We start from the raw sequence: 13,394 nt of genomic DNA on the forward strand, positions 1-13,394 counted from the left end.
GCGGGATAGGCGTGGGATCGGCGCCGGGTCGACGCCGGCCCGTTGCCCGCTCGTCACCGACACCAGCGCCGCCGACCCGTCCCGGCGCGCGGTGCCGGTGGGGCGTCGGCGATGCTGTGCGTGTGAAGTACGTGTCCCAAGTGCCGCGAGCGCCGCTGGACGGGCTGATCGACGACCTCTACTACCTGGAGGGCGCGCCGCCGTACGCCCGGCTGACGCTGCCGGCGATGCCGGCGGCGCTGCTCATCGTCAACCTCGGGGCGCCGTTTCACATCCGCGCCGGCACCGATGTCGAGACGGCCGAGTACGCCGACGGCTGCGTGGTCACCACGCCCACCCGCGCGTTGGAGTTCGGCTACCCGCCCCGGACCCGGTCCGTCGGCGTGCACTTCAAGCCGTGGGGGCCGGCGTCGTTCCTGCCGATGCCCGCGGCCGAGTTGCGCGACCGGCCGGTGACGCTGGAGCAGGTCTGGGGCCGGCCCGCCGTCACCGAACTGCGTGAGCGGCTGGCCGCGGCCGACGGTCCGCACGAGATGCTGACGCTGCTCGAGGAGGAGCTGGTGCGACGGCTGTGCGAGAGGGCCGGCCTGGGGCTGGTCCGCCATACGGGAGGCGTCATCGCGGCGACCGGCGGGGCGGTGGCGATCGGCGACCTGAGCGTGGCAGCCGGCGTCAGCGGTACCCATCTGGCGCAGCGGTTCAAGGAACTCGTCGGCGTCACGCCGAAGCGGCTGGCCCGCACCCACCGCTTCACCGCCGCCGTGCTCGCGATCGACCCCGCCGGGCCGATCGACTGGGGCGAACTCGCCGGTGGCGCGGGCTACTTCGACCAGCCCCACTTCGGCCACGAGTTCCGGGCGTTCACCGGGCTCACACCGACCCGGTACCTCGAGGTCCGGCGGCGGTTCCTGCGCGAACATCCCGGCCACACGCTGGACGGGTGGCCGCTGCCGGCCGATTGATTTCCTACAAGAGCGACGGCCCACGACCCGCTAATTTGAGGCACCCGAAAGCAGAGGAGAGCCCCGTGGGCAAGGTGGTCATGTACGGCTCGGTGTCGGTGGACGGCTTCGTCGCGGACGAGAACGACCAGCCCGGACCGCTGTTCGACTGGCTGTCCGGCGGTGACGTCCCGTTGGACGAGAGCGGCGAGGTGAAGGTGTCGCAGACGTCCTACGACTACACCCGGCCGTACTGGGACCAAATCGGGGTGACGGTCGCAGGCCGCCACGTCTTCGACATGACCGACGGCTGGGACGGAAAGCCGCCGAGCGGGATCGACCACGTGGTCGTGGTGACGCACCGGCCGGCGCCCGAAGGCTGGGACCCCCGGGCGCCGTTCCACTTCGTCGACGGCGTCGAGGCGGCCATCGCCAAGGCGCAGGAGCTCGCGGGCGACCGCATCGTCGAGGTCGCCGCCGGCAACGTCGGCGGCCAAGTGCTCGCGGCGGGCCTGGTCGACGAGGTGCGCATGGACGTCGTGCCCGTCGTGTTCGGGTCCGGCAAACGCTACTTCGGGTCGCTCGACGCGCAACACCTGTTGGAGGACCCCGACGTGGTGATCCAGGGCGACGGGGTGCTCCACCTGCGCTATCGGGTACGCCGTTGACCGATCCGTCGCTGCACTCACTGCGTTGACGCGCTCGGCAGCGATCCGAGGTGTGCGCGTATCGCGAGCGCGACGCGGTCCATCTCTGCGGTCGGCACTCGCTCCGCCTCGGTCGGATTCAACAGGGCGAATACGCTCGGCCCGCGCAACTCGGGAGCCAGGTCCGCCATTCGGGGCACCACGTGGAAGTGCACGTGCTCGAACCCCGGTTTCTCGGCGAACTGCGCCACATAGGTCTTGGCGCAACCGGTCACCTCCCGCACCGCCCGCGACACGTGGACCTGCAACAGCCCCAGGCCGGCGGCCTCGTCCTCGGTCAGGTCCGCGATCGAGGTGACATGGCGTCGAGGGATCAGGACCAGCCAGCCCGCCAGGCTCGTACCGACCGCGTGCTTCACCCTCCACAGCGCGTCGGAAACGATGCGTTCGCGGGGTGGGAGGGTGTCGTACGAGGCGTCCTGCCGGCAGGAGTAGCAGCTTTCGGAAGGTGTCGTCATGCCCACGAGCGTAGGCGGCGCGTAAACCCACGAAAGGGGAAGTCCCTTTTCTGACCGGGCTGGTGCGCTGTCGCGTCTTGTCGCACGACTCGCCGATTTATGTGCGATACGACCGCGGCGCGGGAGAGACGCCCGGGTGTTCCCCGGGGACGGCGCGGATCCCGGTTCTCAACGCCGTCAAGACAGTGGACTACGGCAGCGTACGGCGCACCCGCGTCAGCAGCCAGTCCTGGATTCGATCACCGGTCCGCCGCCCGGTCTTTGAGGTGCCGTGTGACCCTGCGGTCGGCGGGCGCGGCGCGGATGCCCTCGCTGGGGTCTGCTCCTACCGGCCGGCGTCGCCTCCGGTCGCATCACGGCGTTGTACGGGCCGGTTTCGGGTGCTCGGGTTGGTTCGCGGTCATCGGCTTCGGGTGTAGTGGGCTCGGGCCTTGGCGCGGTTGCCGCATTCGGCCATCGAACACCACCGGCGTCGTCCGTTCTTGGATATGTCCGCGAACCACAGTGTGCATTCCGGGTTCGCGCAGCGTCTGATTCGGTCCGGATCGGTGGTGTGGAGCAACTCCAGGTAGGCGCGCGCCGCTTCCCAGGCCGGTCGCCATGCCGGGTCGGCGACGTCGACCTGCTCGGTGGGGCCCTGCGCGCCGAGTCCGAGGCGGATCGTCGCGCGTGCGAGGACCGCGTCCAGGTCGTGGTATGCGCCTTCCTCCAGTGCGGCGCGGATCGCTTCCCGGGTGGCGACGAGTGCGTCGCGTACGGCGTCGAGGTCCGTCTCGGGCGTGGTGTCGGGGTGGGTGTCCAAGGCGTGTTCGGCGAGCCAGGCCCGCAGTAGGGCCGGGTCGTCCAGGTGGTCGTGCGGGGCGCCGTGCAGGGGCCGGCGTGTGTTCGCGAGGTCAAGCGCCAGGGGTTCGCCGGTCAGCGGTCGGATGTCCATACCGATCAATCTAACCGATGAATGTGTGTTGACAGGTTAGTTCTCTGCTGTCTAATGTCTAGACATCGAGTTAGGCATTAGAAACAAGGGGGTGGCCGTAGTGCCGCGCATCGGCAGTACCGGGGCAGGACTGGCGGCCATGACCGTGTCCTTCGGCCTCAACTTCTCCGCAGGGGTGTTCTTCGCACCGGTCGCGGAGGACTACGGCATCGGCGCCGGGACCCTCGCGGTCGCGGCGGCGCTGTCCACGGCGGTCACCGGCGCCGCCCAGCCGCTGGTCGGCGTCCTGCTCGACCGGATCGGCGCGAAGCGGGTGATCGTCGCGGCGCTCCTGCTGCTGTCGGCGAGCTACCTGGCGCTCGGCGCGGCGCGCGGCGCCGGGCAGTTCGTGGCTGCGTATGTGGTGCTCGGCGGCCTCGGCTTCGCGGGTTCCTCCAGCCTCGCCGTCAGCACCCTGATCGCCCGGGCCGAAGGCGACCGCGCGGCACCGGCGTTGGCCCGCGCCACGATCGGCATCAACCTCGGGCAGCTGGTCGTCCCGTGGGCGGCGGCCGGGCTGTTCGGGCCGTTGGGGACGCGCGGTACGTACGTGGCGATCGGTGCGGCGGGGCTCGCCGCCACTGCGGTGCTCGCGGCGGCGGTCCCGACGGACCGTCAGGTGGCAGCCGTGCCAGGGGCTTTTGGGGCTTCAGGTGCTTCCCTCGCTACCGGGGGAGGCGGGCCGGGTTTGCCGAAGCGGCAATCGTTGCGTGGCCGGGGGCGCATCCTCGCCGCGTTCGGGCTGCATGCCGCGACCTTGTACGCGATGGTCCTGCTGCTCCCCAAGCACGCCGTCGAACTGGGCTGGTCGGCCGCGGCCGGCGGCAGTCTGGTCGCGGTGGCCGCCGCCGCCGCGGTGTCGTCCGCGGTGACGGCGCGTCTCGTCGGTCACACCGCGCCCGAACGCCTGTTGCCCGTCATGCACGTGCTGCGCGCCACCTCCCTCGTACTCGCGGCGGCCGCTCCCGACCCGCGGCTGCTCGTCGTCGCCGCCGTGCTGTTCGGCGCCGCGTCGTTCACGGTGATCCCGCTGACCATGGCGATCGTCACCCGCGGCCTCGACCCGGCCCGCCTGGGCCGAACGCTCGCCCCCGCCTGGATCGTCCACCAGGGCTCGGCCGGCCTCGGCCTCGCCCTGGCCGCCGCCGGACACGCCGCCACCGGCGGATACCGCGCCTACTTCGCGGCCGGCGTCGGACTCAGCCTGTTCGCCGCCGTCCTGACGTCGACCACCGAGAGCGCGGCCCGTACCGCCGCGCGCACCACCGCCTCCACCGCAGCTCTCGCATCCTCTGCATCCACCTCGTGACCCTGAAAGGGACGATCCCCATGAACGCCATCGCCACCCCCACCGCCTCCGCCGACCGCGCCATTCGCCACGCCACCGTGCAGATCGACGGACTGAACGTCTTCTACCGCGAGGCCGGCGACCCGGCGAACCCCACGCTGCTCCTGCTGCACGGCTTCCCGTCCAGCTCCGCGATGTACCGCGACCTGATCGGCGAACTCGCCGACGCATACCACCTGGTGGCCCCCGACCACATCGGTTTCGGGCAGTCGGACGCGCCGGCCGTGGACGCCTTCCCGTACAGCTTCGACACGTTGACCGAGGTCACCCTCAAGCTCGTCGACCACCTCGGCCTGGACCGGTTCGCGCTGTACATCCAGGACTACGGCGCCCCCATCGGCCTGCGGATCGCCTCCGCGCACCCCGAGCGGGTCACCGCGCTGATCAGCCAGAGCGGCAATGCCTACCTGGAGGGCTTCACCCCGTTCTGGGACATCCTGTTCGCGCACGCCAAGGACCGCGAGACGCACGAGCCCGCGGTGCGCGAGCTGTTGACCGCCGAGGCCACCAAGTGGCAGCACACGCACGGCATCCCGGCGGACCGCCTGGCCCGGGTGGCGCCGGATGCCTGGGTCCTGGACCAGGCGTACCTGGATCGACCCGGCAACAAGGAGATCCAGCTACAGCTGTTCTGGGACTATCAGTTCAACCTGGACGGCTACCCGGCCTTCCAGGAGTACTTCCGCACCCACCGCCCGCCGACGCTGGTCGCGTGGGGGGCGGGCGACGAGATCTTCGGCCCGGACGGGGCCCGGGCGTTCGCCCGCGACCTGCCCGATGCGGAGATCCACCTGCTCGACGCCGGGCACTTCGCACTCGCCACCCACACCCCGGAGATCGCCGCGCTGATCCGCGACTTCCTCGGCCGCAACGTCACCTGATCGCCACACCCACGCACGCACCCGCACACGCGGCGCCGCCCCCGGCCACTCGGCCGGATGCGGCGCCGCGTCGTGTCAGGGCGTGTCCGGGGGATCCTGGCACCAGTCACGGCGCCACTCACGGACCACAGACTGCATCTGGCGTGCCACCTCGCGGCGTTGCAGAACCGCGTTGCGGAGCTTGGTGAGGGGCTGTTTGTGTCGGGCGGGACCGCACGCCCGGAGTTATTTGCTCGGTCGGGTTCGGGAGTATGTGTTCACCCATTGGGCTGCGGCTGGGAGGACCTCGTCGAGGGTGGGGATTTCCGGGTACCAGGCTTTTTCCCATTCGAGGGAGATCCAGCCTTGCCAGGCTTGGGCTTGCAGGGTGGTGCCGATGGTGGTCAGTGGTACTGCTCCGGTGCCCAGGGGAACCGGGGTGGTGTCGATCGTTGAGGCTGCGTCCTTGATTTGGACGTAGTGCAGGAAGCCCGCGAGGGCTTCGGCGGTTTCGGGGGGTTGTTCGCCGTGGCGCCAGGGGTGCAGGGCGTCCCAGATTGCGCCGACCGCGCCGGCGAAGGGGCGGATCAGGGTTGCCACGGCTGCGCCCGTGGGGTGGGAGTCGTGGGTTTCGATGAGCATGGTGACGCCGCGGGCGCGGGCGTCGGGGAGGAGGGCGGCCAGCCTGCGTTGGGCGCGTTCGGTGTCGCCGTCGCCGGTGCCGCCGGGGAAGATGCGGACGGCCGACGCGCCCAGGTCGTAGGCCAGGTCGAGGAGGCGGTCGATGGCGGACAGGACGACCGGGTCGGGGGTGGGCGCGCAGATGCCCGCGTAGCCGGCCAGGCACGGTACGGCCAGGCCGGCGTCGGTGATCCGGGCGCGGATGGCCCGGCGTTCGGTCGGGGGCAGGTCCACGTGTACGAACTCGTCCTGGTGGACCCGGAGTTCGAGGCCGGTGCAGCCGTGTCGAAGCGCGCGGACGAGGTGTTCGTGCACCGGCCGGCCGGGGGCGCCGAGGGTGCTGAAGGCCCACCTCGGATGCTCGGGTGTGCTCACGTGTCCTCGAATCTTTCGCCCGCGGGCGGCACGGTCGAATGGAAAGCGCTTTCCCGTTTCTGTTTCGGAGCGTAGGTCGCCGTCGCCCCCGGGTCAAGGCGACACCGGCCCGGCATCGAGGTGCCCCCGTGTGCGACCCCGGAGCGGGATGTCAGCCGAGTGTGTAGCCCAGGACGTACGTGTGACCGCCGTCCTCGGTTCGTGTGATGTCCAGCGAACCGGTGATCCCGGCGAGTTCGTCCGTCCCGGTACCCGCGACCACCCGGATCGTCAGTTCCTCACCCGCGGCTCCCGGTGCGCAGTGCAGAAAGACGAAGGAGCCCTTGCGGCCTGCCAGTTCGCCGGTGAAGCGTTCCACGGCGACATAGGCGGCGGGGGCGCCTTCGACGTCCATGACCGACGACATGTGCACCGTGCTCTCGCCGGCCAGGTCGCCGGCGAACACCTTGGTGATGGTGACCCGGCCGAGCGCGGCCCCCGGGGCCTCGTCGATCGCCTCCGGTTGGAAGGAGGTGAGGTCGAATGTCCCGGTGGCGGTCGTGCCCATGTTCATTGCGCAGTCCTCGTTTCTGGGAGGCTGAGGATCCCGTACCCCGCTGGTCGCACGCAGCTTTGCATACGGCGCCGACATCCGCGTATGGCCCGGCGTCCGCGTGTCAGACCCGCCGTCCCACCGCCACCGTCATCACCGCGCACAGCACCGCCGGCAGCAGCAGGGCCCAGGCCAGATCGTGGGTGCCCGTCGCGCCGCCGACGCCGACGAACGCGCCCATCGCCGCGACGCCGACCGTGGCACCGATCTGGCGGACCGCGTTGAGCAGGCCGCCGGCCGCGCCGGCCGTGCCCTCCGGTGCCGTGGCGATCACCGTGCCGACCAGGGCGGGCAGCGCGAAGGAAACCCCGAAGCCGGTACACACCAGCCCGATCGCCAGCACCGGATACCCGAAGCCGGCAAGCACCGCGACGGCGAACACCACGCAGCCCGAGGTCAGCAGGCCCAGCCCGGCCAGCATCGGGGCCCGTGGCCCGGACCGCGCCACGATCCGCCCGGTGAGCAGCGGGTTCACCGCGAACGGCAGCGTCATCGGCAGGAACGCCACCCCGGTGCGCATCGGCGACATGTGCAGGTTCTGCCGGAACAGCAGCGGCAGGACGAACAGCAGCCCCGTCATCGCGAAGTTGACCGCCGCCCCGGCGAGCAGCGCCGACCTCGTGGCGCGCGAGCGCAACACGGCGGCCGGCAGCACCGGGTGCGGGCTGCGTCGTTCGGCCCGGACGAACAGCAGCGCGGTGAGCACCGCCGCCACCCCCGAGCCGGCCGCGTGCGTCCCGGACCCCGACCCGGCCGCGATGAGCGCGTCGGTGGCCAGGCCCAGCGCCACGCACACGACGAATTGGGATGCCCAGTCGATCGGCCGCTCGCCCCGGGGGCACCGCACCGCGCGGCCGGCGGTCAGCGCCAGGGTGAGGGCGGCGATCGGGACGTTGACCAGGAAGATGGCGCGCCAGCCGTACGCGTCCACGAGCAGGCCGCCGGCGAGCGGACCGACGGCGAGGGCCGCGCCGCTGAGCGCAGCCCACACCGACACCGCTCCGGCCCGCTCGGCGGGGATCGGGAACAGCCGGGTGATCATCGCCATCGACGCCGGTACGCAGGCGGCGGCGGCCACCCCGAGCAGCCCGCGCAGCGCCACCAGCGTCCACAGGTTCGGCGCCGCCGCGCTCAGCAGCGAACCGACGCCGAACCCGACGATGCCGACCCGGAACGCCCGGTGTGCGCCGAACCGGTCGGCCACCGCCCCCGCGGTCAGGAGCAGTGCGCCGAAGACGACCGTGTACCCGGACACCGTCCACTGCAGCCCCGCCACCGAACCGCCCAGCGACCGGGCCAGATCCGGCTCGGCCACGGACAGCACGGTCATGTCGAGCAACACCATGAAGTAGCCGAGCGAGATGCCGATCAGGGCCCGGGTGCGCGACCTCGAGGTGATGGTGGCTGGGGTTGCGACGGGTGGACCGAGGAGTGTCATCGAGAGTCTCCGAAAGTGGAGGGGCAGTGGGGGAGCGACCGAAAAGAGGCCCAAAGCAGGCCCAAAGCAGGCCCAAAAGGAGGCCCGAAGGAGGCCCGGGAGCGACCCGGAACAGGCCCGGGAGCCACCCGGAAGAGCCCGAGGATCGCGCCGCACCACTGTCCGTCGACCGCAGCCCTCGACTCGACCGGCCCGCCCGTATGCTCCGTTCGGAATATCCGAATGCTCGAAGGAGGTTGCCCGGCCATGGAACTTCGCCAGCTCCGCACCTTCGAGGCGGTCGCCCGCTTCGGCACGGTCACCGCGGCCGCCAACGCGCTCGACATCGCGCCGTCGTCGGTCTCCGAGCAGATCCGGGTCCTGGAGAAGTCCGTGGGCGTAGTCCTGTTCGACCGAAGCCCCCGGGGCATGACGCCGACCGCCGCCGGGGAGCGCATGCGGGAGTGGGCGCACCGGCTGCTCGACCAGGCCGAACAGGCCCGCCGCGAGGTGGCCGCAGCGGCGCCCCTGCTGCGGCTGGGGGCGTTGGAGAGCATCGCCGTGACGCACGTGCCCTCGGTGCTCGGCCGGCTCGCCGCCCGCCGACCCGATCTGCGGGTCCAGGTGGTCTCGGACAGCGATCGGAGCGAACTCCTGGCCGCCGTGGTGGCCGGTCGGCTCGACGTGGCGCTGCTCCTGGACACCGGCGCCTGGCTCGGCGAACTGGGGTTCGAACCACCGCCGGCCGCACTGGCGTTCGTCGACCTGGAACCCGTCGGGCTGGCGCTGGTCGCCGCCCCGGGGCATGCGCTGGGCGACCGGGACCGGATCACCGACGCCGACCTGCGCGAGGAGCGGCTGCTGGTCAACGGGGCGTCGGCCTGCTCGTTCCGGCTGGCCGGCGATCGATTGCTCGGTGCCGAGGTGGAGCGGGTCCGGGCCGGCGGTGTCACGGTCACCCGGGCCTGGGCCGAACAGGGTCTGGGCGTCGCACTGCTGCCGCACTTCGCGGTCGCCGACCAACTCGCCGCCGGCACCCTGGTCAGGCTTCCGCTGGACACCCCCGACCTCACCCTGCGCCTGGTCTGGCGCCCGGACCGCGAGACACTTCCCGGACTGCGCGAGGTGCTGTACGCGGCGGCGGCACCCGGCGAGCGCGCCGAGGCCGGCGCGCCGATCCGGACGGGCTCGCGACAGGGCTGAGCCGGCCCCACAGCCCGCCCCACAGCCGACCCCACAACCAGCTGCACAGCCGGCCCCACAGCCGGCTGCACAACCGGCCCAACCCCACGCCCCGCCGACGGGCATGTCCACCGTGCGCCGACTACGCTCGAAGACCGACCATCACGCTAAGTGACGACACCGCATCGGCCCACACCCGCTCGCCGGCCCGGCCGGTCGACGGACGGGAGCAGGACGATGCCGTACCCCGCTGCGCCCCACACAGCCGAAGGGTGGTCCCCATGGACCCGGTGACCACCTCCCTGGCCGAGCTGCACGACCGGCTGAGTTCGCTCGCCGACGGCGAAGTCGCCGACTACATCCCGCAGTTGGCGTCCGCCGATCCCCGTACCTTCGGTCTCGCGCTGGTCAGTATGTCCGGCAACCGCTACCACGCCGGCGACACCGACAACCTGTTCAGCATCCAGTCGGTGTCCAAGCCCTTCGTCTACGCGCTCGCCGTATCCGAACTCGGCCCGGCCGAGGTGGCCCGCCGGGTCGGCGCCGAGCCCAGCGGCGAGGCGTTCAACGCGATCAGCCTGGAGCAGGGCACCGGCCGACCGGCGAACCCGATGGTCAACGCGGGCGCGATCGTCACCACCTCCCTGGTTCCGGCGGCCGATGCGCGCGACCGCTTCGAACGCATCCGCGCTTGCCTGTCCGCCTTCGCGGGCCGATCCCTGGACGTCGACGAGGACGTCTACCGCTCCGAGGCGGCGACCGGAGACCGCAACCGGGCGCTGGCCTACCTGATGCGCGGCGCGGGTTCGTTGGCCGGCGACGTGGACGAGACCGTACGTACCTACTTCCGCCAGTGCTCGATCCGGGTCGGAGTGGCCGACCTGGCGGTGATGGCGGCCACGCTGGCCAACGGCGGCGTCAACCCCGTCACCGGCGACCGGGTGATCGCCGAACCGGTGGCGGTGCGGGCGTTGGCGGTGATGGCGACCTGCGGGATGTACGACAGCGCGGGTGAATGGCTGCTGCGGGTGGGACTGCCCGCCAAGAGCGGGGTGTCCGGCGGCCTGATCGCGTGCAGCCCGGCGCGGTTCGGCATCGCGGTACACAGCCCGCCGCTGGACCGGGCCGGCAACCCCGTGCGCGGTGTGGTCGCGCTGACCGAGTTGTCCGAACGTTTCGCGCTGCACCTGATGCACCAGCCCGGTCGGCACATCGCCACCGTCACCGAGGTCACCACCGCGCTCGACCACCCCTCCTACCGGGCCCGGACACCCGCGCAGCGGGCGGTTCTCGACCGCGAGGGGCATCGTGTCGTGGTCATCCGGGCGCAGGGGGCGTTGGAGTTCACCGAGACGGAGCACCTGCTGCACGCGCTGCGCCAGTCCGAGCCGAGCCCGCCCGGGTGGATCGTGCTCGACCTGGACCGGGTCACCCGGATCGCGCTCGGCTCGGCCGCGATGCTCGGTGCCGTGCTGGCCGACCTGGTCGCCGCCGGCCACGAGATCGCCATCGCCGCCCGGGAACCGCTGCTCGACCCGATCGGCGACGGACCGGCGCCGTGGACGGCGTTCGCCAACCGGGAGGAGGCCATCGCGTGGGGAGAGGACCGGCTGTTGGCGACGACGACCGAGCCGGCCGGATAGCCACGACCCCGGGCACCCGGCCGCCCACCCCCACGCCGCCTCGTACCCCGCCCCGGAAAAACTTCGCCGGACCGGTCACACTCCTCCGCCCGCGCGGGTCACCTCCTCGGCGGACCGACAACGGACCCGCACCCGCAAAGGCGAAAGCCCCGACGCCGATCCGCACCCGGACCCCGAACCGGACGCCGGCCGGCCCTCCCGAGGAGCGCAGCATGACCACAGGCATCAAGACGGTGATCTACCCCGTGCGGGATCTCGCCAAGGCCAAGGAGTTGTACAGCCGGATCCTCGGCGTCGACCCGGTGATGGACGAGTCGTACTACGTCGGCTATCACCTCGACGGCCAGGACATCGGCCTGGACCCGCACGGCCACGCCAAGTGGGAGCACGGCCCGATCTCCTACTGGCACGTCGCGGACATCGACGCGACCTTCGCGTCGCTGGTCGAGGGCGGCGCGCAGCCCGTCCACGAGGTCAAGGACGTCGGCGGCGGCAAGCGCACCGCCGTACTCAAGGACGCCGACGACAACCCGATCGGTCTCATCCAGGAGGCCTGAGCCCGGAGCGTCGTGGGCCCGGGGACTCGCGAGTCTCGGCCGGGGTACGCCGAACCCCGGCCATGACTCCCGAGACCGGACTCCCGGGCCCGCGCGGGCAGGGTGCCCGAGCCGATCTCCCCCGGCCGGGACCCGGCCCCATGATCGCGGGGATCCCCGCCCCGCGAAAAAGCCGCCGGCGGCGCGGCCGACACCCCCCGTGGGTCTCGGACGCGCCGTCGGTGTGTGCGCTCCCGGGCCCTCGGCTGCGTTCCCGGGCCCGCGGCCACCCCGCTCGGGCCTGCGGCTCTACCCCTGCTCGGGACGTTCGTAGCTGCCGTAGGTGGGTGCGCCCCGGCGCTCGTAGGACGTGATCACCACGCCCTTCCCGGTGACCTCCGACCCGGTGAGCGCGAACGCGGTCGGCAGTACACCCGGCTCGAACAGGCGCTTGCCCGTGCCGAGCGCGACCGGGAACGTCAGCAGGTGCATCGCGTCGACCAGGCCGAGCCGCAGCAGCGACCCGGCGAGCGCGCCGCTGCCGTGGATCTGGAGTTCGCCGCCGTCCTGCTTCCGGAGCGCGCCGACCTCCTCCGCCAGGTCGCCGTGCAGCAGCCGGGTGTTGTGCCAATCGGCCGACGTGAGGGTGTTGGTGGGTACGTACTTGGGCAGCGTGTTCAGCGGCCCGGCGATCGGGTCGGCCGGGTCGGTGATCGCGGGCCAGTAGGACGCGAAGATGTCGTACGTCCGCCGTCCGAGCAGGAACGCCTCCGCACGGCCGATCACCCCGACCATGAACCGGCCGAAGTCGTCGTCCCCGTACGGCGCCGACCAGCCGCCGTGTTCGAAGCCGCCTCCGGGGTCCTCCTCCGGGCCGCCCGGGGCCTGGTAGACCCCGTCGATGGTGAGGAAGGTGGTGAGGGTGATCTTCATGGCGCTGCCCTTCGTCGCGGTGTCGCCGTCGTGGTCGCGTGGTTTTCGAGCCGACACATGCTTCGACCGCGCGTCCACCGGAAACTCATCGGTCCCGGAGCGATCCTTCGATCGATCCCCGACGATTCCCGCCCCGATCCACCCGCATGCGTCACGACCACACACGTCACCACCACACGCATCACCACCAAACGCGACACGTTCGACGAGGAGCCCGCGATGTCCTTCCCCGACGTCCCCGACGATCCGCAGAGCCTCGGCTACCCCGAGACCCGCTACCGCGGCGACTCCGGCGAGGTCAACGCCCGGTTCCGCCCGGCCGAGCACCCGCCCGAGCTGATCACCGCCGGCGCGACCTACCACTACCTGGCCACCACCGACTCCACCGACGGCGAGTACGGCCTGTACCGGGTCGACATGCACGCGGTCCCCAGCGGCCCCGGCACCCACTTCCACCGGACCATCTCCGAGTCTTTCTTCGTGCTCTCCGGCACGATCCGGCTGTTCGACGGCCGGGACTGGCGCGACGCCAGAGCCGGGGACTTCCTGTACGTCCCGGTCGGCGGCCTGCACGCGTTCCGGAACGAATCCGGCGAGCCGGCCTCGATGCTGCTCCAGTTCGCCCCGGGGGCGCCCCGGGAGGCCTACTTCGAGGGCATCCCCGAGCTGGAACACCTCACCGACAAGGAACGCGCCCGGTTCTTCCTCCGCCACGACAACCACTGGGTCGACCTCGGCGCGTAGGCGC

Annotated in this window: 14 protein-coding genes; 8 read left to right on the forward strand and 6 right to left on the reverse strand. The window is 71.7% G+C overall.

The features are described 5' to 3' along the window. The first annotated feature begins 122 nt into the window (after positions 1-122). Together ACH4XV_RS34000 and ACH4XV_RS34005 are read left to right on the forward strand one after the other, a co-directional pair. The gene (locus ACH4XV_RS34000; protein WP_395796179.1) at positions 123-962 is read left to right on the forward strand and encodes a helix-turn-helix domain-containing protein; all 840 of its coding nucleotides are present in this window, start codon (positions 123-125) and stop codon (positions 960-962) included. A 65-nt stretch (positions 963-1,027) separates the two neighbouring features. Continuing rightward, complete coding sequence (locus tag ACH4XV_RS34005) at positions 1,028-1,609, forward strand: dihydrofolate reductase family protein (RefSeq protein ID WP_395796180.1); 582 nt, start codon at positions 1,028-1,030, stop codon at positions 1,607-1,609. A gap of 17 nt (positions 1,610-1,626) precedes the next feature. Here the strand turns inward: ACH4XV_RS34005 and ACH4XV_RS34010 are convergent, their stop codons facing one another. Beyond that, positions 1,627-2,106, reverse strand: coding sequence for an HIT family protein (locus ACH4XV_RS34010; RefSeq protein WP_395796181.1), 480 nt, complete (start codon positions 2,104-2,106; stop codon positions 1,627-1,629). A gap of 400 nt (positions 2,107-2,506) precedes the next feature. Beyond that, on the reverse strand, positions 2,507-3,040 hold the full coding sequence (locus ACH4XV_RS34015; protein ID WP_395796182.1) for a CGNR zinc finger domain-containing protein: 534 nt from the start codon (positions 3,038-3,040) through the stop codon (positions 2,507-2,509). Positions 3,041-3,179: 139 nt separating this feature from the next. On the opposite strand from ACH4XV_RS34015, the gene ACH4XV_RS34020 reads away from it, so the two are divergent. After that, positions 3,180-4,388, forward strand: a complete 1,209-nt coding sequence (locus tag ACH4XV_RS34020) for an MFS transporter (protein WP_395796183.1) — start codon at positions 3,180-3,182, stop codon at positions 4,386-4,388. Between the two features lie 20 nt (positions 4,389-4,408). Continuing rightward, positions 4,409-5,308: an alpha/beta fold hydrolase gene (locus ACH4XV_RS34025; RefSeq protein ID WP_395796184.1), complete on the forward strand. Its 900-nt coding sequence runs from the start codon at positions 4,409-4,411 to the stop codon at positions 5,306-5,308. A 225-nt stretch (positions 5,309-5,533) separates the two neighbouring features. Here the strand turns inward: ACH4XV_RS34025 and ACH4XV_RS34030 are convergent, their stop codons facing one another. From ACH4XV_RS34030 to ACH4XV_RS34040, 3 genes are all read right to left on the reverse strand, one after another. Further along, positions 5,534-6,343: a sugar phosphate isomerase/epimerase family protein gene (locus ACH4XV_RS34030; protein ID WP_395796185.1), complete on the reverse strand. Its 810-nt coding sequence runs from the start codon at positions 6,341-6,343 to the stop codon at positions 5,534-5,536. Positions 6,344-6,494: 151 nt separating this feature from the next. Then, entirely contained in the window at positions 6,495-6,896 is a 402-nt protein-coding gene (locus ACH4XV_RS34035) for a DUF3224 domain-containing protein (RefSeq protein WP_395796186.1), read from the reverse strand. A gap of 103 nt (positions 6,897-6,999) precedes the next feature. Beyond that, complete coding sequence (locus ACH4XV_RS34040; protein WP_395796187.1) at positions 7,000-8,373, reverse strand: MFS transporter; 1,374 nt, start codon at positions 8,371-8,373, stop codon at positions 7,000-7,002. Positions 8,374-8,619: 246 nt separating this feature from the next. On the opposite strand from ACH4XV_RS34040, the gene ACH4XV_RS34045 reads away from it, so the two are divergent. The 3 genes from ACH4XV_RS34045 to ACH4XV_RS34055 all read left to right on the forward strand — a co-directional run bounded on the left by ACH4XV_RS34045 (position 8,620) and on the right by ACH4XV_RS34055 (position 11,734). Further along, the gene (locus tag ACH4XV_RS34045) at positions 8,620-9,555 is read left to right on the forward strand and encodes a LysR family transcriptional regulator (protein WP_395796188.1); all 936 of its coding nucleotides are present in this window, start codon (positions 8,620-8,622) and stop codon (positions 9,553-9,555) included. 260 nt (positions 9,556-9,815) lie between these two features. Further along, the gene (gene glsA / locus ACH4XV_RS34050; protein WP_395796189.1) at positions 9,816-11,177 is read left to right on the forward strand and encodes a glutaminase A; all 1,362 of its coding nucleotides are present in this window, start codon (positions 9,816-9,818) and stop codon (positions 11,175-11,177) included. A 212-nt stretch (positions 11,178-11,389) separates the two neighbouring features. Beyond that, complete coding sequence (locus tag ACH4XV_RS34055) at positions 11,390-11,734, forward strand: VOC family protein (protein ID WP_395796190.1); 345 nt, start codon at positions 11,390-11,392, stop codon at positions 11,732-11,734. Between the two features lie 288 nt (positions 11,735-12,022). On the opposite strand, the gene ACH4XV_RS34060 is transcribed toward ACH4XV_RS34055, so the two are convergent. Next, complete coding sequence (locus ACH4XV_RS34060) at positions 12,023-12,646, reverse strand: dihydrofolate reductase family protein (RefSeq protein ID WP_395796191.1); 624 nt, start codon at positions 12,644-12,646, stop codon at positions 12,023-12,025. A 219-nt stretch (positions 12,647-12,865) separates the two neighbouring features. Between ACH4XV_RS34060 and ACH4XV_RS34065 the strand changes: the two genes are divergently transcribed. Further along, on the forward strand, positions 12,866-13,390 hold the full coding sequence (locus tag ACH4XV_RS34065) for a cupin domain-containing protein (RefSeq protein ID WP_395796192.1): 525 nt from the start codon (positions 12,866-12,868) through the stop codon (positions 13,388-13,390). The last annotated feature ends 4 nt before the right edge of the window (positions 13,391-13,394 follow it).

It is taken from the genome of Embleya sp. NPDC020630 (assembly GCF_044334985.1).
Lineage (GTDB): Bacteria > Actinomycetota > Actinomycetes > Streptomycetales > Streptomycetaceae > Embleya.

Excerpts from the sequence above, each read along its gene's own strand:
- ACH4XV_RS34010 (WP_395796181.1), bottom strand. The coding sequence starts at position 2,106 with ATGACGACACCTTCCGAAAGCTGCTACTCCTGCCGGCAGGACGCCTCG.
- ACH4XV_RS34015 (WP_395796182.1), bottom strand. The coding sequence starts at position 3,040 with ATGGACATCCGACCGCTGACCGGCGAACCCCTGGCGCTTGACCTCGCG.
- ACH4XV_RS34020 (WP_395796183.1), top strand. The coding sequence starts at position 3,180 with ATGACCGTGTCCTTCGGCCTCAACTTCTCCGCAGGGGTGTTCTTCGCA.
- ACH4XV_RS34025 (WP_395796184.1), top strand. The coding sequence starts at position 4,409 with ATGAACGCCATCGCCACCCCCACCGCCTCCGCCGACCGCGCCATTCGC.
- ACH4XV_RS34035 (WP_395796186.1), bottom strand. The coding sequence starts at position 6,896 with ATGAACATGGGCACGACCGCCACCGGGACATTCGACCTCACCTCCTTC.
- ACH4XV_RS34040 (WP_395796187.1), bottom strand. The coding sequence starts at position 8,373 with ATGACACTCCTCGGTCCACCCGTCGCAACCCCAGCCACCATCACCTCG.
- ACH4XV_RS34045 (WP_395796188.1), top strand. The coding sequence starts at position 8,620 with ATGGAACTTCGCCAGCTCCGCACCTTCGAGGCGGTCGCCCGCTTCGGC.
- glsA (WP_395796189.1), top strand. The coding sequence starts at position 9,816 with ATGGACCCGGTGACCACCTCCCTGGCCGAGCTGCACGACCGGCTGAGT.
- ACH4XV_RS34055 (WP_395796190.1), top strand. The coding sequence starts at position 11,390 with ATGACCACAGGCATCAAGACGGTGATCTACCCCGTGCGGGATCTCGCC.
- ACH4XV_RS34060 (WP_395796191.1), bottom strand. The coding sequence starts at position 12,646 with ATGAAGATCACCCTCACCACCTTCCTCACCATCGACGGGGTCTACCAG.
- ACH4XV_RS34065 (WP_395796192.1), top strand. The coding sequence starts at position 12,866 with ATGTCCTTCCCCGACGTCCCCGACGATCCGCAGAGCCTCGGCTACCCC.